The 22,834-nt window shown below is 70.2% G+C and carries 20 protein-coding genes; 11 read left to right on the forward strand and 9 right to left on the reverse strand.

The features are described from left to right. Positions 1 to 14 precede the first annotated feature (14 nt). Positions 15 to 917: an aminoglycoside phosphotransferase family protein gene (locus tag ABZ815_RS24160; protein WP_357701649.1), complete on the reverse strand. Its 903-nt coding sequence runs from the start codon at positions 915 to 917 to the stop codon at positions 15 to 17. Between the two features lie 100 nt (positions 918 to 1,017). Between ABZ815_RS24160 and ABZ815_RS24165 the strand changes: the two genes are divergently transcribed. After that, positions 1,018 to 3,291: a hypothetical protein gene (locus tag ABZ815_RS24165; protein WP_357701455.1), complete on the forward strand. Its 2,274-nt coding sequence runs from the start codon at positions 1,018 to 1,020 to the stop codon at positions 3,289 to 3,291. A gap of 39 nt (positions 3,292 to 3,330) precedes the next feature. Here ABZ815_RS24165 and ABZ815_RS24170 read toward each other — a convergent pair whose 3' ends face one another. Then, complete coding sequence (locus tag ABZ815_RS24170) at positions 3,331 to 4,785, reverse strand: alpha/beta hydrolase (RefSeq protein WP_357701457.1); 1,455 nt, start codon at positions 4,783 to 4,785, stop codon at positions 3,331 to 3,333. Between the two features lie 111 nt (positions 4,786 to 4,896). Between ABZ815_RS24170 and ABZ815_RS24175 the strand changes: the two genes are divergently transcribed. Next, positions 4,897 to 5,532, forward strand: coding sequence for a TetR/AcrR family transcriptional regulator (locus tag ABZ815_RS24175; RefSeq protein WP_357701459.1), 636 nt, complete (start codon positions 4,897 to 4,899; stop codon positions 5,530 to 5,532). Here the strand turns inward: ABZ815_RS24175 and ABZ815_RS24180 are convergent. The 3 genes from ABZ815_RS24180 to ABZ815_RS24190 form a co-directional block, all read right to left on the reverse strand. Beyond that, positions 5,529 to 6,248: a MerR family transcriptional regulator gene (locus ABZ815_RS24180; RefSeq protein WP_357701461.1), complete on the reverse strand. Its 720-nt coding sequence runs from the start codon at positions 6,246 to 6,248 to the stop codon at positions 5,529 to 5,531. The genes ABZ815_RS24175 and ABZ815_RS24180 overlap by 4 nt on opposite strands. A gap of 32 nt (positions 6,249 to 6,280) precedes the next feature. Beyond that, a complete protein-coding gene (locus ABZ815_RS24185) occupies positions 6,281 to 7,699 on the reverse strand; it encodes a serine hydrolase domain-containing protein (protein WP_357701462.1) in 1,419 nt (472 codons plus the stop codon). A 170-nt stretch (positions 7,700 to 7,869) separates the two neighbouring features. Next, the gene (locus ABZ815_RS24190) at positions 7,870 to 8,586 is read right to left on the reverse strand and encodes a TetR/AcrR family transcriptional regulator C-terminal domain-containing protein (protein WP_357701464.1); all 717 of its coding nucleotides are present in this window, start codon (positions 8,584 to 8,586) and stop codon (positions 7,870 to 7,872) included. 100 nt (positions 8,587 to 8,686) lie between these two features. Between ABZ815_RS24190 and ABZ815_RS24195 the strand changes: the two genes are divergently transcribed. Further along, complete coding sequence (locus ABZ815_RS24195; protein ID WP_357701466.1) at positions 8,687 to 9,280, forward strand: NAD(P)H-dependent oxidoreductase; 594 nt, start codon at positions 8,687 to 8,689, stop codon at positions 9,278 to 9,280. A gap of 44 nt (positions 9,281 to 9,324) precedes the next feature. Then, positions 9,325 to 9,657, forward strand: coding sequence for a hypothetical protein (locus ABZ815_RS24200; RefSeq protein ID WP_357701468.1), 333 nt, complete (start codon positions 9,325 to 9,327; stop codon positions 9,655 to 9,657). Here the strand turns inward: ABZ815_RS24200 and ABZ815_RS24205 are convergent. Continuing rightward, positions 9,604 to 10,623: a LacI family DNA-binding transcriptional regulator gene (locus ABZ815_RS24205; protein WP_357701470.1), complete on the reverse strand. Its 1,020-nt coding sequence runs from the start codon at positions 10,621 to 10,623 to the stop codon at positions 9,604 to 9,606. The two genes, ABZ815_RS24200 and ABZ815_RS24205, sit on opposite strands and share 54 nt — an antisense overlap. Before the next feature lie 126 nt (positions 10,624 to 10,749). On the opposite strand from ABZ815_RS24205, the gene ABZ815_RS24210 reads away from it, so the two are divergent. Continuing rightward, positions 10,750 to 12,003 carry an MFS transporter gene (locus ABZ815_RS24210; protein ID WP_357701472.1) on the forward strand — a complete coding sequence of 418 codons (1,254 nt, stop codon included), beginning with the start codon at positions 10,750 to 10,752 and terminating at the stop codon, positions 12,001 to 12,003. Then, positions 12,000 to 14,705: a family 78 glycoside hydrolase catalytic domain gene (locus tag ABZ815_RS24215; protein WP_357701474.1), complete on the forward strand. Its 2,706-nt coding sequence runs from the start codon at positions 12,000 to 12,002 to the stop codon at positions 14,703 to 14,705. Before ABZ815_RS24210 ends, ABZ815_RS24215 begins: the two co-directional genes overlap by 4 nt. Positions 14,706 to 15,128: 423 nt before the next feature. On the opposite strand, the gene ABZ815_RS24220 is transcribed toward ABZ815_RS24215, so the two are convergent. Then, positions 15,129 to 15,758 carry a TetR/AcrR family transcriptional regulator gene (locus ABZ815_RS24220; RefSeq protein WP_357701476.1) on the reverse strand — a complete coding sequence of 210 codons (630 nt, stop codon included), beginning with the start codon at positions 15,756 to 15,758 and terminating at the stop codon, positions 15,129 to 15,131. Between the two features lie 195 nt (positions 15,759 to 15,953). On the opposite strand from ABZ815_RS24220, the gene ABZ815_RS24225 reads away from it, so the two are divergent. The 3 genes from ABZ815_RS24225 to ABZ815_RS24235 all read left to right on the forward strand — a co-directional run bounded on the left by ABZ815_RS24225 (position 15,954) and on the right by ABZ815_RS24235 (position 18,870). Next, the gene (locus ABZ815_RS24225; RefSeq protein ID WP_357701478.1) at positions 15,954 to 16,646 is read left to right on the forward strand and encodes a hypothetical protein; all 693 of its coding nucleotides are present in this window, start codon (positions 15,954 to 15,956) and stop codon (positions 16,644 to 16,646) included. A gap of 164 nt (positions 16,647 to 16,810) precedes the next feature. Next, positions 16,811 to 18,451 carry a carboxylesterase family protein gene (locus ABZ815_RS24230; protein WP_357701480.1) on the forward strand — a complete coding sequence of 547 codons (1,641 nt, stop codon included), beginning with the start codon at positions 16,811 to 16,813 and terminating at the stop codon, positions 18,449 to 18,451. A gap of 134 nt (positions 18,452 to 18,585) precedes the next feature. Beyond that, positions 18,586 to 18,870 (forward strand): hypothetical protein, encoded by a 285-nt coding sequence (locus tag ABZ815_RS24235; RefSeq protein WP_357701482.1) that lies wholly within the window; start codon positions 18,586 to 18,588, stop codon positions 18,868 to 18,870. Between the two features lie 179 nt (positions 18,871 to 19,049). On the opposite strand, the gene ABZ815_RS24240 is transcribed toward ABZ815_RS24235, so the two are convergent. Continuing rightward, a complete protein-coding gene (locus ABZ815_RS24240) occupies positions 19,050 to 20,123 on the reverse strand; it encodes a twin-arginine translocation signal domain-containing protein (RefSeq protein WP_357701484.1) in 1,074 nt (357 codons plus the stop codon). A gap of 203 nt (positions 20,124 to 20,326) precedes the next feature. Between ABZ815_RS24240 and ABZ815_RS24245 the strand changes: the two genes are divergently transcribed. Further along, a complete protein-coding gene (locus ABZ815_RS24245; RefSeq protein WP_357701486.1) occupies positions 20,327 to 20,581 on the forward strand; it encodes a hypothetical protein in 255 nt (84 codons plus the stop codon). Between the two features lie 175 nt (positions 20,582 to 20,756). Beyond that, the gene (locus tag ABZ815_RS24250) at positions 20,757 to 20,897 is read left to right on the forward strand and encodes a hypothetical protein (protein ID WP_357701488.1); all 141 of its coding nucleotides are present in this window, start codon (positions 20,757 to 20,759) and stop codon (positions 20,895 to 20,897) included. A 448-nt stretch (positions 20,898 to 21,345) separates the two neighbouring features. On the opposite strand, the gene ABZ815_RS24255 is transcribed toward ABZ815_RS24250, so the two are convergent. Then, entirely contained in the window at positions 21,346 to 22,818 is a 1,473-nt protein-coding gene (locus ABZ815_RS24255) for an endo-1,4-beta-xylanase (protein WP_357701490.1), read from the reverse strand. Between the last annotated feature and the right edge of the window lie 16 nt (positions 22,819 to 22,834).

The raw sequence follows: 22,834 nt of genomic DNA on the forward strand, positions 1-22,834 counted from the left end.
CCGGCCGACCGGCCTCAGGCTGCACCGTGCAGAGAATCTCGGAGCGCCGGCGCGTCGCCCTGACCGTCCAGTCGCCTGGCCACTGTGTCGAGTGTCGGCCACGGAGGACCCTCGCGCAGCAGGCGCAGCAACTCCTCCCCGAATCGCCTCCCGTTCGGAAACTGGTCGCCGAGTTCCCAACGCCACGCGGCGACCATCGCGATGACGAGCTGCCGGCACTCGTCCAGAAGCCCTTGGTCAAGGCTCGGGTAGTGCTCGCAGACCGCCTCGGGAACATGGGCGAGATCGAACTCGACGGGGCCGCGGCAGCACGTCTCAAGGTCGATGAACAAAGGGCCGTTCTTCGTGCTGAGCACATTGCCCGGATGTGGCTCGCCGTGGAGCAGCTGCTCCACGGCGCCGCGGTCGTCGATCGCCCGGCGCAGGCCTGCCAGCCTGCCGCTGAGGAACCCGCGGTCCGCGTCGGCGAGCTCCGGCGAGCGATCCGGGTCGGCGACGATCTCCTCCGCCTCCGTGATCCGGTCCGTGAACCTCGGGCTCGGCACATCGACCTTGCGCATGCCGGCGTGCAGCTGCTCCAGCGCCGTGGCGTAGTCGACCGGTGAGGTGTGAGGTGTCACGGGCTCGTAGTAGGTCCACAGTGTCACGGCGAAGCCATCGCGCGTGTACACACGCGGGTCCGCACGAGGCTCCAGGGGGCACACCGGGCATCCGGCCTCGGCGAGCCGCTGAGCGAGCTGGACCTCGAACTGTGCGACCTCCTGGCCCACCGGGGCGACCCGGGCGAAGACGTCGCATGGCGTCAGCCGAAGTGCCAGCTTGTTCGAGTTGTGGACAACGATCGCGTCGTCGGCCGGCAGGTCGAGCGAGTCGGCGACCGCGATCGCAGCCGAGATCGCGCGCGTGACATCGGTCATCTCCACTCTCGCAATCCTGGCATGGATGAGGTGCTTGATCCACTTGGGCGGGGATCAGTAGGTTGGGCGCTTTCCTCCTCACCCCGTCCCGGAGTGCCTCATGCGCCGCCATCGTTTCGGCCGGCTCGCCGCCGGATTCGCGGCCCTCTACCTGGCCGTCGTGATCGTCCTCGCCGTCGTCGGACTGGTCACCGGCGACCTCGTCCCTCTGTGGAGAGTCGTCGCGGACCCGGGCGGACACTCGGCGGACGAGATCCGGGCGTGGCCGTGGCTGCCCGCCCTGCTGGTGCCGATCGCGGCGGTGCAGGCGTGGGCGTACCAGGAGGTGCTGCGCGGGCGGTTGCGCGGGGAACCGGCGCTGCACGGCCGGGAGGCGCGACTGCTGCGGGTCGCTCTCTACGCCATGGTCGTGTACGTCCTGACCTGGCAGCTGCCGATCCCCTACCTGTGGTGGATGTCGCTGGTCGCCGATGTGATCGAGCTCGTGGTGATATGGCTGTTCTTCCGCGTGCTGCGGGGGAGCGGTCGCCGATGGCCGCAGGTGCTCATGCTCGTGACCGGCACGCTCAGCGTGATGCATGACGCCGTCACCACCATCGCGTACCAGACGGGCGACTACCGCTTCGCCATGCAGAACTGGACGTGGGCGCTGGACGTCCTGTGGTCGGTGTGGCTGGCGTCGCTGCTGGTGGCGCAGGCGCGGGATCCGCGCTGGAGCGGCGCGACGGTACGGGTCGGCGTGATCGCGGTCCTCTTCTCCCTCCTCTCGTCCGGCTCGGTCTCGATCGTGGCGTTCGGTGGCGCGGACGAGGTGGCGTGGAAGCTGCTGATGCCCTCGCTCCTGGGCGCGGTTTCGGTCTTCTCGCTGGTCTGGTGGGCGAGGTCCGCACACGACCTGGGCACGCTCCAGCCTCCCGCGCCCCGGACGCAGCCCGTGCGGGTGCGCGTCAGGTGGTGGCCGCTGCCGACCCTGGCGATCGTGCTCCCGCTGGTCCCCGCGGCCGTCAACCTCGCGCGGGGGGTGCCGTTCTGGCTCGGACCGAAGAACGTGCTGGGCGACGCGGTACGCGACTACACCGGCTCGGAGGCCACCGCGTACTGGTTCGTGCTCGACCTCCTCGTCGGCGTCGGCGCGCCGGCGGTGCTGATCCTGGTGGCCGTGCGGCGGCGGAGGCTCACGTTATTGCGCGCCACGACGCTGAGCCTGTTCCTGCTGGGCGGGATCGGCGCCGTGAGCGCGTTCACTTCGGAGCACTCCACCTTCTTCGGGGAGCTGTGGCTCTACCCGGAAAGCCTCTACGTCGAGCGGGGCGCCGTCGTCCCCTACGACGGCACCGAGCTCCTGTCTCCCGGCATCTCCCCCCTCTGGTACGCCCTCGCGCTCACCGCCTCCGGCCTCATCCTGCTCCTTCTGTACGGCGCCCCGCCCGATCACCGCGTCCGCCACCACGTCCTCCTGGCGGGGCTCGCCTCGGCCGTGGCCCTGTGCCTGCTGCCCGCGGCGGACATGGCCCGCGGCCCCGTCACGGACTGCGAACTGCCCGAGCCGTGGGAGATCGACACGGGCCAGGCCGAGCCGCGCGAGCTGACGGCCGAGCAGAAGTTCGTGTGCTCCCTGCGCGGCGACCGCGGCGCACGGAGCCTGCACGCGTTCCCCGACACCACGCCCGACCAGGTCGTGCTCGCCTACGGGCGCCACCTGTGCGGCGTCCACACCCGCGACGACCCACGGGAGCTGGCCCGGTTGAAGGTCGACCGCGATTCCCTCACCTATCCTCTGGCCGGCATCTGTCCCAGCGCCACCACCATCGTCCAGGCCGCGAAGGCCAAGCAGGACCAGGAGATCGCGGCGATGCGGGCCGACTCCCAAGCCATGTGCGACGCCACGCCGCGCCACCGCCCGCGCACCAGGCCGGTCCGGGCCATCCGGATGAAGGAGCCGCAGTGGACCGACTACGGGGTGCTGCAGACGTACGAGGGGGAAGGCGAGGAGGAGACCGAGCCGGACTTGGACCCCGGCAACGGGCTGGTCTCCTCCGCGCGCGGCATCCTGGCCGTCATGACCCACTCCGACTTCGACCTCTGCGTCACCCTGGAGACCTACACCCGCCGGCCGCCCGTCGAGACCAAGGGCTGGGACAAGGTGGTCGAGGTCGGCTACTACAGCCCGGGCGGCCAGATCGTGCTCTTCGACAACCTCAGCGGCACCGAGCTGCCCAACCTCGCTCTCGACGGGCGCAAGGGGCACTACCGCATCCGCGTGCACTACGCCTGGTTCCCCTGGAAGGGCGAGGCGCAGAGCGGGCAGCGGCTGCTGATCATGGCGTATCCGGGCAAGGGCGACAGGGAGATCGTCCACCGGAACCGTAAGTGACCTGTTTCTCCTGCTGCCGAAAGGTCTCCGCCGCAGTGCTCAGGTTCTGACGCCTGTGGCCAGGACGCGTCCGACGAGGAGGTCGGTGAACCTGTCCGGCTGCTCGAACAGCGACCGGTGCCCGGCGCCGGGCAGGACGGCGCGTTCCTTGTGGGGCGCCAGGAGGGTGGCGTACCAGTCGTCCAGCAGCCGGCTGCGTGCCGGGACCTCGTCGGCGCCGTCGATGAAGTAGGCGGGGACGGCGAGCCGCGGGACACGGGCCCGCAGGTCGAGGTCGCGGGCCCGCGGGTAGTAGCGATCGTAGGCGTCGAGGAAGCCGGTGACGAGGTGCACTTTGTCCAGCAAGGAGTATTCGGGCGCCGCCAGGCTCTCGTCGAGGCCGCCCTGGCCGTTCCCGGTCGCGTAGACCTTGCTCTCGGCGAGCAGCATCGGCTCGTAGCCGTACATGCCGGCATAGGGCGGGGGGCCGACGGCTTCCAGCGCGGCGGCGAGGTCGCGGTCCCGGTGGCCGCGCGCCCAGGCGAGGGTGTCGGCGTACTGGACGCGGTCGGCGGCGCCGGTGTTCACTGCTTGACCGACGCCGACGTAGGCGTGGAACAGCTCGGGCCGCCGTTGCACGGCGAGCACCGCGGGCAGGGTGCCCCCGGAGTGTGCCAGGAGGTAGATGCGGTCCTTGCCGAATCGGGTTCTGAGGTAGTTCGCGGCGGCGAGGATGTCGCCGGTCTCGCTCGCCGGGGTCAGCGTGGCGGTGGGTTCGAGCGTCGGGTAGGAGCTGCCGCCGCCGCGTCGGTCGAGGGTGGCGACGACGACGTGGTCCTCCAGTGCGGACAGGTGCCTGCGCACCGCTCCGCGTTCGGCCGCGCCGGGCGCGCCGGGGACGAACAACAGGACCGGCTTGGCCGTGTCCCGGCCGCGGATCATCAGCCCGAGCCGGTGGGAGCCGCTCGGGATGGCCGTCAGCTCGGCGACGGCCCGCTCACCGGTGATCGGGGCGGTGCTCGCGGGCAGCGCGACGCCGATCGCCAGCAGGGCGACGATCATCGCGAGCACGCCGATCAGCGTCCGGCCGAGCAGGCGCCGGACGCGGCCCGCTACCGAGCCTGATCGGGCAAGGCCGGCTCCCTGTCCTGATCGGGCAAGGCCGGTTTCCTGTCCTGATCGGGCAAGGCCGGCTCCGCAGGCGGCGCCGACGAGCATCGGAAGCAACGCGAGCAGCCCGTGCACGCCCCGCCCGGCGAGGAACGCGAGCACTCCGAACAGCCCGCCCTGCGGCGCGTCGACGCTCGGCCCTTCCGCGCCGGTCCGGACGATCTCGAAGACCATGGCGAACACCGCCGGCGCCGCGATCATCGCCCATCGCGACCTGGCGAGGTATCCGGCGACCCCGCCCACGACCAGGCTGAGCCCGATGCTGGTCAGCGCCGCTGCCGGGGTCAGCGGCCCGCGCGGCGTGCTCACCCCCGCGACCGCACCCCACATCAGCGGTGCGAGCACGGGCGCCATCCTGTTCCCCATCATCGCCGCCCCCTTCGCATGTAGCAGTCGCTACATGCCTATGAATGTAGCATGCGCTACATATGCGGGGGAGGCTGCTACGGTCGAGCCATGGATCGTCGTGCCGAGCTGGCCGAGCAAGTGCTGGACTACGTGCTCGAACACGGTCTCATCGGGTTGTCGCTGCGTCCGCTGGCCGCCGCCCTGAACACCAGCGACCGCATGCTGATCTACCACTTCGGCAGCAAGGAACGGCTCGTCGGCGCCGCCCTCGCGCTCGCGCAGCAGCGGCTGGCCGCGGCGGCCGAACCTCCTGGCGAGGCGGTGCGCAGCGTCGCCGACCTCGTCAGGCATCTGTGGTCCAGCCTCGCGCACCCGAGCGGCACGCAGACCACCCGGCTCTATCTTGACCTTTCCGTCCTCGCCACCAAGGAACCCGAACGCTGGAGGGCCGCCGTCGAACAACTGCGCGGGCCGTGGCGCGAGCCGTTGCGGGGCGGCCTCCTCGCCCTGGGGGTCGCGGCGGGCGAGGCGGAGCCGCTCGCCGACCTCATCCTCGCCACACTCGACGGCCTGGCGCTCGACCGTATGGTCGCCGCGGACCCGGCGCGCGCCGACAACGCGGCGGCGGCCTTCGCCGACCTGCTCGACCGCCACCCCGGCTGCCCGCCGCCCTCACACTCGCGAGGGCGGGCACAGGCGCCTGACCCGGTCAACAGCTCTGACCAGCACGCGAATCGAGGCTAGCCGTTCATGAGCAGGGTCAGGCGGTCCCAAGCGGGGGATGAGGCTCCAGGCTGGGATCGCGCGGCCAGCCGAGCGATGGCGGGGTTGGGGACGCGACGGGTCTCGGAGCAGCCGTGGTGGTTGGTGAACCACTTCCGGGTCCGGTCCGCGAGCGCGGGAAGGCGGGGATCGTCCTCGGTCCAGTCGTAGGCGGCGTCGTGTTCGAGGTAGAGGGCGCGGAACTCGGGATCAGCCATGAGCTCGCGCTTCTCGGCGACCCACAAGGAGGCGTCCTCGGGGGAGGCGGTCTGCATGAGGATCCAGCCGCCGCGCTCCAGGTGTATCTGGCGCTCGCTCACACCGAGTTGACGCAGACCGTCCAGGTAGTCGGCGACTTCCTGGGAGACGAAGAGCCGGTCGCCGCCGCGCAGCTGGGCCAGTTGATCGCGGGTTCGCAGCAGCTGCGCGATGCGGTCTTCGAGGTTGTGGTCGATCTCGGCGATGGCTGCCGCGAGCGCGTCCGGGTCGGCGTCGAGAAGGTCCTTGACGCGGGCCAGTGGCACGCCCGCACGGGCCAGGGTCCTGATCTTGACGAGGTCGACGGCGTCGTCGGCGGTGTAGCGCCGGTAACCGGAGGAGTCGCGGTCGGGCTCGGCGAGCAAACCGCGTTCGTGGTAGTGACGGATGGCTTTTGTGGTCACCCCGGCGTACTCCGCGAGCTGGCCGATCGTGAGCATGCTGGACATCCTTCCACCCAGGCGGGGAGGGGTCAGACCCGGCGGGTCAGGCGGCCGCCGCCGTTGCGGAAGCGCGCCTGGCCGTCGCGGACGTCGTGGTAGGAGACGAGCAGCAGTCGCAGGTACCCGTCGAACGTCTCCCACGGGTAGCCGGCGGGCGCGAAGAGGCCCGGCCGGATGGGCACGTAGCGCTGCGGCGGGGCGGAGGTCGTGCCGCCGGCGAACTCGGTGAAGATCCGCTCCTGCGTTTCGTCCGCCGGTTCGTAGGTCGTCCGTTCCTCAAGCTGGCCGTCGACGATGCTGACCTCGATGCGGAGCTGGTCGGAGCGGTAGGTGCCCACGTACGGGGTGAGGTCGACGTCCTCCGATCCGGTGACCAGAGCCGGGATCCGGACGCCGAGATGCTCGCTCAGCAGCCAATGCAGGATCCGGTCCTGCAGCATGATCGCCCCCGGGCTGTTGCCGAAGGCCGTGAAGACCAGGTCGTGCTCGGGCAGGACACACAAGATGGACACGCCGCCGGGCGACGCGCCGGACATGGCCAGGACGGTGGTGTCGCCGAACGGGTACAGCACCCAGCCCAGGCCCATCGGCGGAGTGTTCGGGGACGCCATGTCGTACGAGACCTGCCGCATGAGGGCGGTCGACTCGGCCGACAGCACACGTGTGCCGGAAGGCGACACCCCGCCCGCGAGGTGGGTGCGTCCGAAGGCGAGCAGGTCGGCGACGGTGCCGATCGGCGTGCCGCCGGCCGGTCCCCAGGTGTCGGGCAGCGTGAACATGGTCGTGGGCTCGGCCGTCATGGTCTCGGGGTCCAGGAAGTGGCCGACCGCCGTGCTGCGCAGGATGGCCTGCTCGGCGGAGGTGCTGGAGTCCTTCATGCCGACCGGGGCGTAGATCTCGCGTGCGAGCAGGTCGGGGAAGGGCGTGCCGGTCACCACTTCCAGCAGGCGGCCTGCGACGATCATGCCCCCGTTGGAGTAGCTGAGCTGCTCGCCGGGCTCGAACAGGGTGCCGCAGTCGCTCGCGAGGCCGGTGAGGTAGGTCTTCAAGGCGTCGCGGCCCCGGGCGTCGGGGAAGAACAGGTCCGCGTCGATGCCGTTGGTGTGGGAGAGCAGGTGCCGGACCAGGATCTTGTCCGCGGCGCCCGGCGCGGACAGGGCGAATTCGGGAAGGTACGTCACCACCGGGGTGTCAAGGTCCAGCAGTCCGCGGTCGACCTGCCGCATGACCAGCGTGGTGGTCAGGACCTTGGTGACGGAGCCGAAGAGGAAACCGGTGTCTTCGCGCATGGGTGCGCCGGTGGCACGGTTCGCGGTGCCGTGGGCGACGACGATCTGCTCGCCGGCGTGGTGGACGCCGGCGACGAATCCGGGGATGCCGCCGGACTCGCAGGAGGTGGCGGCCTGCTCGCGGATCCGGGCTTCGACGGTGCGCAGTGCGTTGTTCATGCGGAACATCGTGGAGCCTTGCCCTAGGGGCAGGGTCAAGCCGGAACGGGAAATCGGTTCGTCACCGGCCGGCGCGGCTCGGAGGAGCGGGAACGCCTACATGATCGCGGTGCGATCGGTGGCACCGCCGGGGACTTGCGCCGATGCGTCCCGTGCGGTGGCCGCGTCCCTTACAGGCCCAGGCGGGCGGCGATGCCGTCGAGGACGCAGTCGAGGCCGGATTCGAACTGCCATTGGGTGTCGTCCTTGCGGGCGGCCGTGTGCAGGTACCGCTGAAAAGTGGGATAACGGCCGGTTCGCATGTGCCACATCATCAACGGGGCGAGGGTGTCGCGCAGTTCGTCCCCGTCGGACAGGTTCTGTTCGGCGATCAGGGTGCTGACGGCACTCTCGTAGTTCATGGAGCCGTGCACATAGGCGTCCACGGTACGGAAGGCGCTCATCATCGCGTCGGCGTCGAGCCCCAGGCCGTCGAGGGCCGCCAGGGCCTTCTCGGCCACGGCCATCCGGCGAGGTGTGAGGGAGAGCTTGGCCTGCGGGGGCAACTGGGCGAGCCATCGGTGGTCGAGCATCAGCCGGCGCGTGCGCACGGCAAGCGTTCGCAGGTTCTCGCGCCAGCCGAGGCCGTCGGGCAGGCTCAGGTCGGCGTAGACGTGATCGACCATCAGCTCCAGCAAGTCGTCCTTGCCGGACACGTGGCGGTAAGGCGCCATGGGGGCGACGCTCAGCTCGGCCGCGAGACGGCGCATGGTGACCGCCTCCAGACCCTCGGCGTCGGCGATCGCGACGGCGGCCGTGGCGATGCGCTGCGGCGACAGCACCTGGCGGGGCGTGGGGGCGGGCCGCGCCAGCCGTTCCCACAGCGACACGTTCTCATCCGTGGCCACAGTCAGGGCCTCCCTTCCCGTCGCGACAGATACAACGTATCAGAAGTGGACAGCGTACACAGTGATGCGTACATTGTCTCTCGCGAATACGTTGTACACATTGGGGAACGACATGCTCAACATCGCCGTCCTTCTCGGCAGCACCCGTGACGGCCGCTTCGGCCCCGCCGTAGCCGGCTGGATCATGGACCACCTGGCCCAGCGGGAGGACATGAACGCCGACCTGATCGACCTGGTCGAGACCCCGCTGCCGACCGTCTACCCCGTACTCGGGCAGCCGCCCGCCACGCAGGAGGCCAAGGACCTGCTGGCGGCCGTGTCACCGCGGATGGCGGCGGCCGACGCCTTCGTCATCGTGACGCCCGAGTACAACCACAGCTTCCCGGCGGCGCTGAAGAACGCCATCGACTGGCACAACACCGAGTGGCACGCCAAGCCCGTCGCGTTCGTCTCCTACGGCGCCTTCTCCGCCGGGCTGCGCGCCGTGGAGCAACTGCGGCTCGTCCTGGCCGAACTGCACGCCGTCACCATCCGCGACAGCGTCGGCCTGCAGCACCCCTGGGCGCAGTTCGACGGCGACGGCAAGGCCGTCGACCCGGCCGCCGACGCCGCGGCCAAGGTCATGCTGGACCGTCTCGCCTGGTGGGCGCACTCGCTGCGCGAGGCCAGGACCGCCCGCCCTTACGCCGCCTGAACCGCCATGACCCGTCCCGGTATCTTCGGGCCGATCCCTGCGACATGGGCGCCGCCAACGGCACTCTCACCCTGGCGCGCACCGTCGGCGGATCGCTCGGCATCGCCCTGCTGGGCAGCCTGTACGCCGCCCGGATGGGGGACGGTCTGGCCGCCCGCCTGGGCCCGGCCGAAGCCGAGACCCCGCTGCGTTCCGGCGTTCCCGACGCTCCACCCCAGCCGGGCGCGACGGAGCCGTCGGGCCGATCCGCCGGGCAGCGCCCGACGCGCCTGGCGCAGGGCGCTCCTCAGCCGACCTGCTGGGCGATCAGTCGGCCGGTGGCGTCAGGCAAGGCGTACGGGTCCGGTGGACTCACGCTCGATCAACGCCGGCTGTGACACCCACTCCCGTGCCTCCGTGCGCACCTTGATCCGCTCCAGTGCCAGGCCGGCCGCGACGCGGCCCATGGCGGTGCCGTACTGGGCGACGGTGGTGAGCGAGAAGCGCGGGTGCGAGGCGAACTGGGTGTCGTCGTAGCCCACGACGGAGACGTCATCGGGCACGCGCAGCCCACGCTCCGACAGCGCCCGCAGGCTCCCGAAGGCCCCCTGGTCGGACCCGACGAACAGCGCGGTCGGCGGATCCCCCCGGTCGAGCAGCGCCGCCGTGGCCCGGTAGGTCTCGGCCTCGCTGCCGCCGCACGTCACCACCGACAGGGACGCGTCGAGCCCCAGCCGTTGCATCGCTTCGCGGTAGCCGGCCTCGCGTACGGCATGCGGGCTCAGCGTGCCGGGCCCTGAGACGTTGTGCGAGAGGTGAGTGATCCGCCGGTGACCCAGCGCCGCCAGGTGCTCGACGGCCAGGGCCGCGCCCGCTCGGTCGTCGTTGACGACGCGGTCGTAATGGTCGCTCGCGTCGTGCCTGGCCACCACCACCGTCGGCAGCCGCTGGGCGAAGGAGTCGAGCCAGGAGGCGCGCACCTTCGGCGAGACGACGATGACCGCTTCCACCTCGCGGTCCCACAGCGACTCCATGCCGGGGTTGCGCTCGCTGGTCTCGTGGTCGAAGGGCGAGACGAGCATCCGGTAGGGGCCGGTGTCGAGCTCGTCGTAGACGCCGTCGAGGATGTCGGCGAAGAACTGGCCACGCAGCAAGGGGACGGCCACCCCGATGGTGCGGGTGGCGGTGCGCATGGCGCGGGCGGCCTCCCGGGGGCGGTAACCGAGCTCGGCGATGGCCCGCTCGACGCGTTCGCGCATGCGCGGGCTCACGCCATAGGCGTCGCGCAGGACTTTCGACACGGCAGCCCGTGACACTCCTGCCGCGGCGGCGACGTCGGAGATCGTGGGGCGCGAGGAACTCATGGCAGCAACATAGCGGTCCGGAACTTCCCTCTTGAAAAATGTAGATCGATCCACAATAGTCGCTTCACACAACGCGGACCGGCGGCGTGCGGGCCGTGGAACCCCCTACACGAGGTATCGACGCAGATGACACAGACGACGGCCAGGCGTGCCTGGAGGACGGCCGCGCTCGGCGGCATGGCCTCCTACATGGACGCGGCCACCATCGTGGGGACCGGCACCGCGCTGGTTCTGTACAAGCAGCAGCTCGGGCTGAGCCCGTGGATGATCGGCACGGCGTCGTCCGTCCTGACGCTGGGCCTGGCCCTTGGAGCCGTGTTCGGCGGACGGCTCGGGGACCTGCTGGGCAGGCGCAGGGTGTTCACGTACGACCTGGTCGTCTTCGTCGCCGGTCTCCTGCTGCTCGCCTTCGCCGTCCAGCCGTGGATGATCTTCGTCGGTGTGGCCGTCACCGGTCTGGCGATGGGCGCCGACATTCCGACCTCCTTGGCGCTGGTGGCCGAGGAGGCGCCGGAAGGCCGGCGTGCCAGGCTTGTCGCCTTTTCGCAGGTGCTCTGGAGTTGTGGCGGATTCGCTGCCTACCTCATCGCGTTCCTGGTCTCGGGGAGCGGAACGATCGGCGCGCGGATCATCTACCTGCACGTGATCGTCGTGGCCTTGGTGGTGCTCGTGCTACGCCGGAGGCTGGGGGAGTCGGAGGAGTGGGTACGCGAGCGCGACCGGCAGCAGGCCGGCCCGGCCGAGGGCGTGCGCGGCGACTCCTGGCGCGTGCTGACGTCCAGGCCGCTCCTCGGTGCCGTCGTCGGGCTCGGCCTCTTCTACGCCGTCGGCAACCTGGTCGCCAACACGTTCGGCCAGTTCCAGACGTTCCTGTTCACCGAAGTGGCCGGGGCGCAGGTGTCGACGGCCACCCTCGTGGGGATGCTGGCCTATCCGCTCGGATTCCTCACCATCCTGCTCTTCATGAAGTACGTGGACGGGCCCGCCCGGATGCTGCTCTACACGATCGGTGTCGCGATCATGGCGATCGGAGCGGCGATCCCGCTGGTCGTGGGGCTGAACACGGTGACGCTGATCATCCTGAAGTTCGCCATCACGATCGGCGCGAGCTTCGCCGGCGAGGTCATCTTCAAGGTGTGGTCGCAGGAGTTCTTCCCCACCCTGATCAGAGGCACCGCGCAAGGCGTCGCCATAGCCTTCACCCGCTTCGTGGCGGCGGGCTTCGCGCTGGTCACCCCCGCGATCGCCGACGCCAGCCCCCAGGCGTTGATGGTGGTGCTGCTCGCCGCCGTGCTCATCGCCGCTTTGATCGCCTGGACGTGGATCTTCCCGTTGCGCCGCCGCATGCAGGCCACCGCCGACCCCGTGGCGGTCCGGTGAGCGTCGACCTGCGGCTGCACGGCATGCCGGCGCCGCGACCGCGTCTGTCCTGGCGGACCACGGAGCCGTTCGACGCCTATCGCATCGAGCTCACCCTCGCCGGCGGGCAGCCCGTCGTCCACACGGCGGAGGGCGCCGAACAGCTCGGAGTGCGATGGCCGTTCGCCCCACTGGACTCCCGCGCCACCGGAACGCTGCGCGTCAGCGTCGGCAGCCGAGGCCGCTGGGGCGCCTGGAGCCGGCCGCTGGCCTTCGAGACGCCGCTCTTCGGCGCCGGGGACTGGAGCGCGCGCTTCGTCTCGCCGCGGACCCTCGGCGGGGTGCTCACCGCCGCACCGCTGCTGAGCCGTACCGTGCAGCTGCCCGCGGCGGTGACCCGCGCCCGCCTGCACGTCACCGCGCTCGGGCTGCACGTGACGCGGATCAACGGCGAGCGCGTCACCGACGAGGAACTGGCGCCCGGCTGGACCAGTTACGGCCGGCGGCTGCGTTACCGCACCCACGACGTGACCGCCCTGCTCAGGCCGGGCGAGAACGAGGTCACCGCGCTGCTCGGCAACGGCTGGTACCGCGGCAGGCTCTACTGGCGCGGCGAGCGAGCCCTGTACGGCGACCGGCTCGCGCTGCTGGCGCAACTGGAGATCGAGTGCGCCGACGGAAGCACGCACCTGGTGGTGACCGACGAGAGCTGGCAGGCGCACACCACGGGCGTCCTCGCCGACGACCTCTACGACGGACAGACCACCGACCTGCGGATCGGGCGCGGCGCGGGCGAACCGGTGGAGGTGCTCGACGAGCCGCTCGACCAGCTCTTTCCCGGCGACTCTCCGCCCGTCCGGCCGGTCGCCGCAGTGCCGGGCGACATGCGGTACGCGGCCCCGTCGGGGGAGCTGCTGGTGGACTTCGGGGAGAACCTGGTGGGCTGGGTACGGCTGCGCGTGCGCGGGCGTGCCGGGCAGGAGGTCGTCGTCCGGCACGCCGAAGTGCTGGAGGACGGTGAACTGGGCATCCGCCCTCTGCGCAGTGCCCAAGCCACCGACCGCTATGTGCTGGCCGGTGGGCGGACCGAGGTGCTGGAGCCGTCGCTGACCTTCCACGGCTTCAGGTACGCGGGGCTGCGTGGCGTGGCTCCTGAGGAGATCGAGTCGGTCGAAGCGGTCGTTCTCAGCTCCGACCTGCGTCCCACAGGGCATTTCCGCTGCTCGGACCCCGATGTGCAACAGCTCCACGACAACGTGGTGCGCAGCATGCGCGGCAACTTCCTCGACGTGCCGACCGACTGCCCCCAGCGGGACGAGCGGCTCGGCTGGACGGGCGACATCCAGGTCTTCGCCCCCGCGGCCGCCTTCCTGGCCGACTGCTCGTCCTTCCTGTCCTCGTGGTTGCGGGATCTGGCGGCGGAGCAGTTCGAGGACGGCTGCGTGCCGTTCGTGGTGCCGAACATCCACCACAACATCCTTCCCGCCGCCGCCGCATGGGGAGATGCGGCCACGATCGTGCCGTGGACTCTCTACGAGCGTTACGGCGACGCCGAGGTGCTGCGCGAGCAGTATCCGAGCATGCGGGCGTGGGTGGAACGGCTGTACGCCTTCGCGGGGGAGGACGGCCTGTGGGCCGGCCGGTTCCAGTTCGGCGACTGGCTGGACCCGGCCGCCCCGCCGGACGCGCCCGGTGACTCCCGTACGGACAAGGACCTGGTCGCCACCGCGCACTACATCCGCAGCACCGACCTGCTGGCCAGGACCGCCGCCGTGCTCGGCCTGAGCGAGGACGCGCGACGCTACCGGGACCTGGCGGCGGAGGTGAGGCGGGCGTTCGCCTCCGCCTACGTCACAGAGCGCGGGCTGATGGTCAGCGACACTCCCACGGCCTATGCGATGGCCCTTCAGTGGGACCTGCTGCCGACGCCGGAGCAGCGGGAAGCGGCCGGATCGAGGCTGGCCGACCTGGTGCGGGCCAACGGCTTCCGGGTGGCGACCGGATTCGTCGGCACGCCGCTGATCACGGACGCGCTCACCGAGGCGGGATACCCGCACCTGGCGTTCCGATTGCTCCTGGAGCGCTCCTGCCCGTCGTGGCTCTACCCGGTGACGATGGGGGCGACGACGATCTGGGAACGCTGGGACAGCATGCTGCCCGACGGCTCGATCAACCCCGGCCAGATGACCTCGTTCAACCACTATGCGCTGGGCGCGGTCGCCGACTGGCTGCACCGGCGGGTGGCCGGCCTCGCGCCCGCCGCCCCCGGCTACCGGCGGATCGAGGTCCGCCCGCTGCCGGGACATGGGCTGACCTGGGCAGAGGCCGACCTGGAGACTCCGTTCGGCGAGGCGGGGGTGGCGTGGCGGATCAGCGACGGCACCCTCGTCCTCGAAGCGCGGGTCCCGCCGGGGACCGAGGCGATCGTGCACCTGCCGGGGCGGGAACCGTTCCTGACCGGACCTGGCGATCATCAGTGGAAGGCCGAGCTGCCGCCGCCGGCGTCGCCGGAAGTGATCGCGGACGCCGTCGACGACGCTCGGTTGTGGGAGCGCCTGACACCGGTGATGACCGCCCATGGCGTGATCGGCGATCCGGCGGCCCTGGCCGCTCGCGGGTTGCGCCTGCCGCTGTCCGAGCTGGCCTCCGTGGTCGCCCCACGTGCCACACCGGAACAGGTCGCGCGGCTGCGGTCGGCCCTGGACGAGCAACTGCGGGGTTGAGCGCGGAAACGGGCGACGAGTAGCCGTCCTCGCCGCCCGCGGCCCCTGTGAAAGGTCTCGGACCTGAGGTACGGTCACGGGGATCTGGTGAGTTTGCACCAGCTCGGGCCTGGAACGGGGGCGAGCGACTGTCTTCCCCTCTGCTGCGGGCCGGCCCCCGCGACGGCCCGCAGCACCGCGCCGGCCGCCTTCACACCGGACCGGCGCTTTCCGCGCACCACCTTCCTGAGGAAGGACCTGCCATGACTCTTCCGCCTGTCTCACCCGATGGGGGCTACTACGGCGGCTACGGCACGCGGGAACCGGACGGTCCTGCCGAGGCGCAGCAGCCCTGGCGGTGGCTGGGCCGGCTGGGCCGTCGGCTGAGATCGGAACGCCGCACCGGGGGAGCGGACGAGGCAAGCGAGGTGCCGACTCCTCTTCTCAACCCTTCTGATCCGGCCGGACGGGATACGCTCCCGCCTTCGCGGCGGCGATAGCGGCCGCGGCGGCCTGTTCGGCGACGGTCTCGTCGATGGGTTCATGGCTGACGAGCATCCGGTAGTAGAACGGCGCGCCGACCGATCGGATCACCTGGACCGGGTCGGTGTCGGGCGGGAGGTCGCCGCGTTCGATCGCGTGCCGCACCGACTCGGCGGCCATGTCGTTGCGGGTCCGGAAAAAGTCGTGCAACGCCTGCGCCGCCCTCGGGTCCAGCGCTGCCGCCGTGATCAGTCCGAGCATCGCCGGGCGCCAGACCGGGTCGCTGTAGAAGCGGTGGATGCCCACCGCGAGCCCGCGCAGGTCCACCTCGATCGACCCGGTGTCCAGGAGCGGCACCTCGGAGCTGGTCAGGTCGGTGATGAGCTCGACCAGCAGGCCCACCGGGTCGCGCCATCGCCGGTACACCGTGCTCTTGGCGACGCCCGCGAGCTCGGCCACGCGTTCCATGCTCAGCTCCGCGTACCCATGGGCCTCCAGCTCGGCACGGGTGGCGGCCAGGACGGCGGCGCGCACCCGTTCGGTACGCCCGCGTGGTCGCATCGTCCCCGGTGCCGGGCGGTCCTCGGACAAGACATGGCTCCTCTGCTCGCCTGATTGCCATCCTGCCTGGACGCCAGTTTAACGCAACCTCAGTCCCCTTTAAACGCCGAAATGGGCAGCTAAGAAAACCGGGGTTGTATTAGCGAGGCGGCACGGCTACGTTGAGGAGCAATTAACGAGATCCCAGTTTTATTTGTCGCGACTCTCGTAAGGAGGGCACCCATCGTGTCCGAGACCGCCATCCGCAGGTACGCCGGCCTGTCCGGCCTGGCCGCCAGCCTCCTGATCATCATCCAGGTCCCGCTGTACTTCATCTACGAGACCCCGCCGGACTGGGACGTCCTGACCCGCAGCCTGCTCGGCATCACCGGCTGCACCGTCTACATCGTCTACTTCGTCGGGCTCCGCCAGCTCATCCGCCACGTCGACCCGGCCTACGACTGGGTCGCCGGCATCGTCCAGAACGCCGGCCTGCTGTGGGTGGCCATGGTGTTCGTCCCGCAGTCCATGGAGGTGGGCGCGGCGATCACGGTGGACCACGACATCGACACCACCATGGAAGGACCCTTCGCCGGCGCCCAATACCTCATGCAGGGCGCCGTCTCCAGGCTCCTCATGGGCCTCTTCCTGATCGCCCTGGGGATCGCGGTATCCCGGCTCGGTCTGCTCCCGCGCTGGGTGGCACGCTCCGCCTACGTCCTCGCTGCGGTCAACCTCGCCTTCCTGCCCGCCGTGTACTTCGGCGACGACGCCGCCGACTTCTACAGCGCGCAAGGCTGGGGCACCACCGCCAGCATGGGCGCCCTCTGGAGTCTGTGGACCCTCGCCGTCAGCGTCAGCCTGCTCCGCGGCGCTCGCCGTACCGCCCCCGCGGCCCCCGGCACCGGAACGGCCGCGGTCGTGGCACCTGCGCAATAGGCCGGAAACGCATGCGCCGAGCAGCGGCGCGCAAGGCTGCGCCGCCGCTCCAAGAAACCGGAGACTTTCAGGTCGTACGCCATGCGGCGCGACCCCGTTTAAGTGATCGGGTCTCCGGTCTCCTGAGCCAGGACTCTCCCGTCTCACCCACATTGAGGAATCCCATGAGAAACGTCCTCCGGACGCCCATGACCGTGCTCGCCTGCCTGGTCACCGCGCTCGCCGCAGCCTCACCGGCGACGGCCGCGGGCCGCCGGGCCGGTGATGATCCGGCGGTGGTCCACACCGAGACGGGCCTCGTCCGCGGCGCGTTACGCGACGAATACCGGCTCTTCCAGGGCATCCCGTACGCGGCGCCGCCCGTGGGGCCGCTGAGATGGGGATCGCCGCGACCCGCCGCCGGGTGGAGGGGGGTGCGTGCCGCGACCCGTCCCGGCCCCGCGTGCGCCCAGGTCATGGACTTCATCGGCGACAAGCCGAGCACCGCCGAGGACTGCCTGTACCTCAACGTCACCACGCCGAGGCGCACCACCGGGAAGCTGCCCGTCATGGTGTGGATCCACGGCGGCGGCTTCCTGGGCGGCTCCGGAGCGATCTACGGCGCCGAACGGCTGGCCGCCAAGGGCGACGTCATGGTGGTGACCTTCAACTACCGTCTCAACGCACTCGGATTCCTGGCGCACCCCGCGCTGAACGGCGGCCCGGCCCGGCACGGGTCCGGCAACTTCGGGATCGAGGACCAGCAGGCGGTGCTGCGCTGGGTGCGGACGAACGCGGCGGCGTTCGGCGGCGATCCGCACAACGTCACGCTCTTCGGAGAGTCCGCCGGCGGGATGTCGAGCTGCGTCCACCTGACCGCCCCGGGGTCGCGGGGGCTGTTCCAGCGCGTCATCATGCAGAGCGGGCCGTGCACCCTGCGCTGGCCGTGGGCCCCGAGCACGGCCGGACCGGACGCGGAGACCTGGCGTCCCAAGCCGCGGGCGCAGGCGGAGAGGCAGGCCATCGAGATCGCCACCGCGGCCGGCTGCGCCGACCTTCGCACGGCGGCTGCCTGCCTGCGTTCCAAGCCCGTGTCCGTCCTGCTGAAGGCCGTCGGTCCGCGCGGGCTCGCGCCGGCCTACGGCGCCGGAGTGCTTCCCCGGGATCCGGTACGCCAGCTCAGGTCCGGCGAGTTCGCGAAGGTGCCGGTCATGCACGGCATCACCCGGGATGAGCACGTCACCTTCCAGGTCGGCTTCGACGCCGAGGCGGGCGGCCCGATCGCCCCCAAGGACTACCCCGCGGTGCTCGGCACGTTCCTGGGCCTGGACGGCAAGCAGACCGCGAAGGTGATCCGCCGCTACCCACTGAGCGACTACAAGGGCTCGACGAGCTGGGCGATGGCCGGCACGCTCACCGACTGGGCCTGGGCCTGCCCCGCGGTCGAGATGAACGACCTGCTGGGCCGGTACGTGCCCACCCTCGCCTACGAATTCTCCGACCGGACGGCGCCGTGGTTCAAGGACGCCGCCCCACAGAGCTATCCGACAGGCGCCTACCACGCCGGGGAACTCCAGTACCTGTTCTCGCGCGCGTACGCCGGCCATGACCTGTCACCGGAGCAGCGGCGGCTCTCCGACGAGATGATCGGCTACTGGACCCGCTTCGCCCACTCCGGCGACCCCAACGGCGACGGGGCGACCGGCTGGCCGCCCTACGACGCGCCCGGAGGCCAGGTGCTGTCGCTCGCCACCGGCCAGAACGGGATCGGCGAGGTGAACCTCGCCCGCGAGCACCGCTGCGACTTCTGGAAACCCCTGACCTGAGGGGAGACATCGGGTCGGCCGAGCGGGCGGCAGGCTGACCGGAACGGCGAAGACGAGCGCCCCCGGCGAGCGCTTCACCGCCACGACGCCGAGCACGCAACCGGCTGGTGCCGACAACGCCTCGTCGTGTATCCATGCGCGCCGAGGCCGGACGCGAGCCGCACGACCGCGCCCTGCGGACCTCGTCGGTGAGCTGTCCACGCTCAGCACCGAGTTCCGCCGCCAGTGGGCCGTGGCATCCGCAGATCGGCGACCTGGAGCTGACCTACCAGTCTCTCGACCTGCCCGTGTCCAGCCGGACGGTGTACGGCCTCACCGTCTACACCGCCGAACCGGGCAGCACCTCCGAAGGGCGGCCCAAGCTCCTGGCCAGCCTGGCGGCCATCCAGCGGGCACACCCCACCAGCCAGCCGCGTTGAAGCGCGCCGACCTGCCCGCAGCGCAGCGACGGCGTGCCGGCGGGTTTGCTCGGCCCTGCGTTCGCTGATCATTCATCGGGCGAGGCCGTCGACGTGGTGTCGGGGCCGAACGGGCGTGTCGGCTCGATGAGGTGCTGAATCCAGTCGGCCCCGCGCAGAGGCCAGGGCTTTCAAGGGCATCAGCATGCCTGATCCTTCGCGTCGGGCGCGCGGCCGAGCAGTCGCAGGATGTCGTCGGACAGAAGTTCGTCCGGGCCCTTGAGAGCGTTCGCGAGTTTCGTGTCGGTGCAGAAGATCATCTCTGCGGCGATGTTGTCCTGCACGATCCGGGCGACGTTGTCCAGGGCGACGGGGATCGGCTTGGAGGGGATCTCGGCCGTGGATAGGTCGATCAGGTGGGTGTCGGCCTGTGCCGGGTCCATGAACTTCTTGATGATGACGGAGTTCTGGTTCCGGGAGGATGTGGTCCAGATCGTGAAGACGACGACGTACAGGCATTTCCAGGCGTCATCGCCGAGTTGTCGGCGCCAGCGGGTCATGATGTCCGCGACGCCTTCGATCTGCACTTTGCACGCCCAGTGCATGTTGGTGCGGATGTTCGGGTACACGCTGCCCGAGTAGTCCTCGAAGGACTTCATGTCGAAGGAGCGGCTTCGTGCGGTGTCCGCGATGAACTCGCGTGATCTGTCGAGGATGTTTGCGCACGACTGCTGAAGGTCGAGTGGGAGTCTCGCCTCGTCGAGTTGCCGTCGGGCCGTGGCTATCGTGGCGGAGGCGTCCTTGAGTGGCTCGACCCAGCCGTCCCCCGGCCCCTTGAACGCGACCATGTCCAGGTCGTGCGGATCGATTCTGGAGTTCTGGAAAGCCGGGACCTGCTTGGGCAGGTATGGGGCGATGACTGTGAAGATGCCCAGCGGGAGGTGGGCGATCGACTTCGCCAGCTCGAAGATCTCGTCGACCGGGTGCAGCGACTCCAGTGCCTGCCCGTTCGAGACGAGGCTGTACAGACCGCCCCGATGGTCGTTCTGGACGACGATGACCGGGCTCAGCTGGTTGACGAGGTCGGCTTTCAGCGCGGCGTAGTTCCGCCGCGTGTCGGCGTTGACCGCACGGATCGCGTCGCGGGCCGGTCGTTGTCCGGCCGCGTGCGACGGGGATGTGCCGGTACGTGCGGCGGGGAGTACGTTGCCGCCGAGCAGCGTCGTGGCGCCGGCTGCGGTGGCGGTGCCGAGGAATGTTCTGCGTGTGACCACTGTCTGACCTGCCTCTCGAAAGCCGCAGAGCCGACGAGATCGTCCGCCGACCCCAGGCCCTTCGCCGCACCGTCACTCCCACTCCGGCCCAAGCTGTGCTGGGCCGGAAAGTTGACTTGATGTTTGTGTATGGTAACGGTAAGTAGTGGGCCTGCGGATTCTCAGGTTCGGGGCAAGCGACTGCGTCGTAGGCAGGAGAGGGCATGTCAATCCTCAAGGGCGTTCCGCCGCTCGTGTCCACCTCACGCGGGCCTCGGTTCGCCGGGATGGCGATCGGCGGCCTTGCGCTGCTCGTCGCCATGCTCGTCCCGGTCGCGACCGGCGCACGCGCCGCGATCGGGTTGACCAAGTGCACCGGTTCCCAGACGGTGACCTACACCCCCGGCCTCACCGATCAGCCCCGGGAGGTCACGGTCAGCGGGACGGCCCCCCCTGATCGAGTGCGTCTCCAGCAGTGATCCCACCATTTCCCGGGCCACGTCCACCTTCTCCGCCACAGGGACGTTCTCCTGCACCTCTGGCACGAGGGCGGGCAGCCGGAGGATCACGTGGAACAACGGCAACACCAGCACGCTGTCCTCCACTTCCGCCGTCTCACTCAACGGCGCGGAAAGCCTCGTTCTGATCAAGGGTGTGGTGGTCGACGGCGAGTTCAAGGGAACGCGGTGGACCGGCACGTTCCCCATGTTCAGCACGAAGCCTCAGGCCTGTCTCACCGAGCAAGGGCTTGCCGGCGTCTCCGGTCTGCTCACCCTGAGCATCGGTTCACTGTGAACCGGCCCGACTTCGATGGACGCCTTGCTGTCGGCCGCTGTCCCGGCGTTCCTCTGCCCTGCCCTCCACTATGGCGCGGTGTCTCGGAGGTCGCGCTCGACGTTGTGACGCAGTATGTCGCCGCCGTGCCGTTGGCCGCGTTGGGCAGGGTGACACCTCACCCGGCCGGCGATGGTCCAGGCGCTCAAGTTCGGCGTACGGACTGGAGAACGGCTGGCCGACGAATGGCGTGCTCAGTGCAAGAGTGCGTTCGACGTGCGAAAACGACTACCTCCATGTTCAGGGGGTCAAGAGGGCGCAGGCCCTGTCGTCCCGACGGCTGCGAAAGGCCGATCGACTGGATGTCAGCCCAGATCGATCGGCCTTGTCTGTTCGCAACCGAGCCGCGTGACGACCCCGTCCCAATGCGTCGCGTCGCGGAGGGCGCCGAGAACCGGGCCCTTCCGGACTACGGGTGTCCCGGCATGTCGGTCAGCTGCCAGACCGGGGTGCCCGAGCACGGCACCAGTTCGAGGACGGCTCCCGTGGCGGTGCTCCGGTCCTTGACGGCGACGCATCTGGAGTTGCTGAGGGACACGATCTGCTGCCCGTCCCCCGACGGACGCAGCTCGAACTGGTAGTCGGTGAGCAAGGGCGCGCACGAGCCGCGGGTCAGGGTGTCCTGGATCCCCGCCCTCGGGATCCCCACCTTGAGGCACTTGTCTCCGGACGGGTCGGAGATCTGGTAGGTCTTCGTCGCCACGCGGCGGAACAGCAGCCGCTGGTCGGTCCCGCACGCCGCCTGGACGACCTGCGTGCCGGAGAAGGACAGGCACTTCTCGGAGTGGCTGGCGACGGCGGTCGAGGTGAAGTCCCGTTCCGTCAGCCCGGAGCGTAGCTGGAGATAGGCGGGCTTCTTGGCCAGCTTCTCGTCCAGAGGGTGGGCCGCACCCCAGCCGGGAACCCCGGACGGCACCCACGAGTACTTGTCGGTGAGGCCCCACATGGTCAGGGACACGCAGCGGGCGACGGCGAGGCACGCCTCGGCGGCCCGGCGGTAGACCTCGCCCTGGGCGGCCAGCTTGTCCGCGTCCACCGGCAGCTTGAGCCGGACGTCCAGCTCGGTGACGGCCACGTCGACGCCCAGCTCGGCGAACAACTTCAGAGTGCTCTTGAGCTGCGTCAGCGGCAGCGTGGCGGGCATCGGGTCGGCGATCATGGCGTGGGTCTGGAAGCCGACGCCGTCGATCGGCACGCCCTGGGCCCGCAGGTCGTGTACGAGGTTGTAGAGGCCGTCCCGCTTGCGGTTGCTCCACTCGGCGTTGAAGTCGTTGATGTAGAGCTTGGCCGCGGGGTCGGCGGCGTGGGCCCAGCGGAAGGCGTCGGCGATGTAGCCGGGGCCCAGGCGCTTGAGCCAGATGGATTGCCTGAGGGTGCCGTCCTCGGCGAGGACCTCGTTGACGACGTCCCACACGGCGACCCGGCCGGCGTAACGCTTGACGGTGGTCTCGATGTGCTGTTGGAGCGCGGCGCGCAGTTGCTGGTCACTGAGTGAGCCGTCGCTGACCCACGTGGGGAGACCGCCGTGCCAGACGAGGGTGTGACCGCGGACCATCTGCTTGTTCTCCTGGGCGAAGGAGACGACGGCGTCCGCCTTGGCCCAAGTGTGCACGCCGGATTCGGGCTCCACGTTCACCCATTTCATGGCGTTCTCGGGGGTCACGCTGTTGAACTCGTACTTGAGCTTGTCGCGGTAGCCGTTGTCGGTCTCCAGGGCGCGGTCGTTGACGGCCGTCCCGATGCGCAGGTTTCGGGCCGCCGCCACGGTACGCAGGGTCTCCTCGGCGGCGGCGGCGGCGGAGGAGGCGGGGATGACGGCCGTCGCCGCGACGCCGAGCAGAACGGCGCCCATACCGGCGAGGGACAAAAGGGAAAGTTTCATCTCTTCTTTCGTAATC

Origin of the sequence: Nonomuraea sp. NPDC047529 (assembly GCF_040642995.1) — a bacterium.
GTDB lineage: Bacteria > Actinomycetota > Actinomycetes > Streptosporangiales > Streptosporangiaceae > Nonomuraea.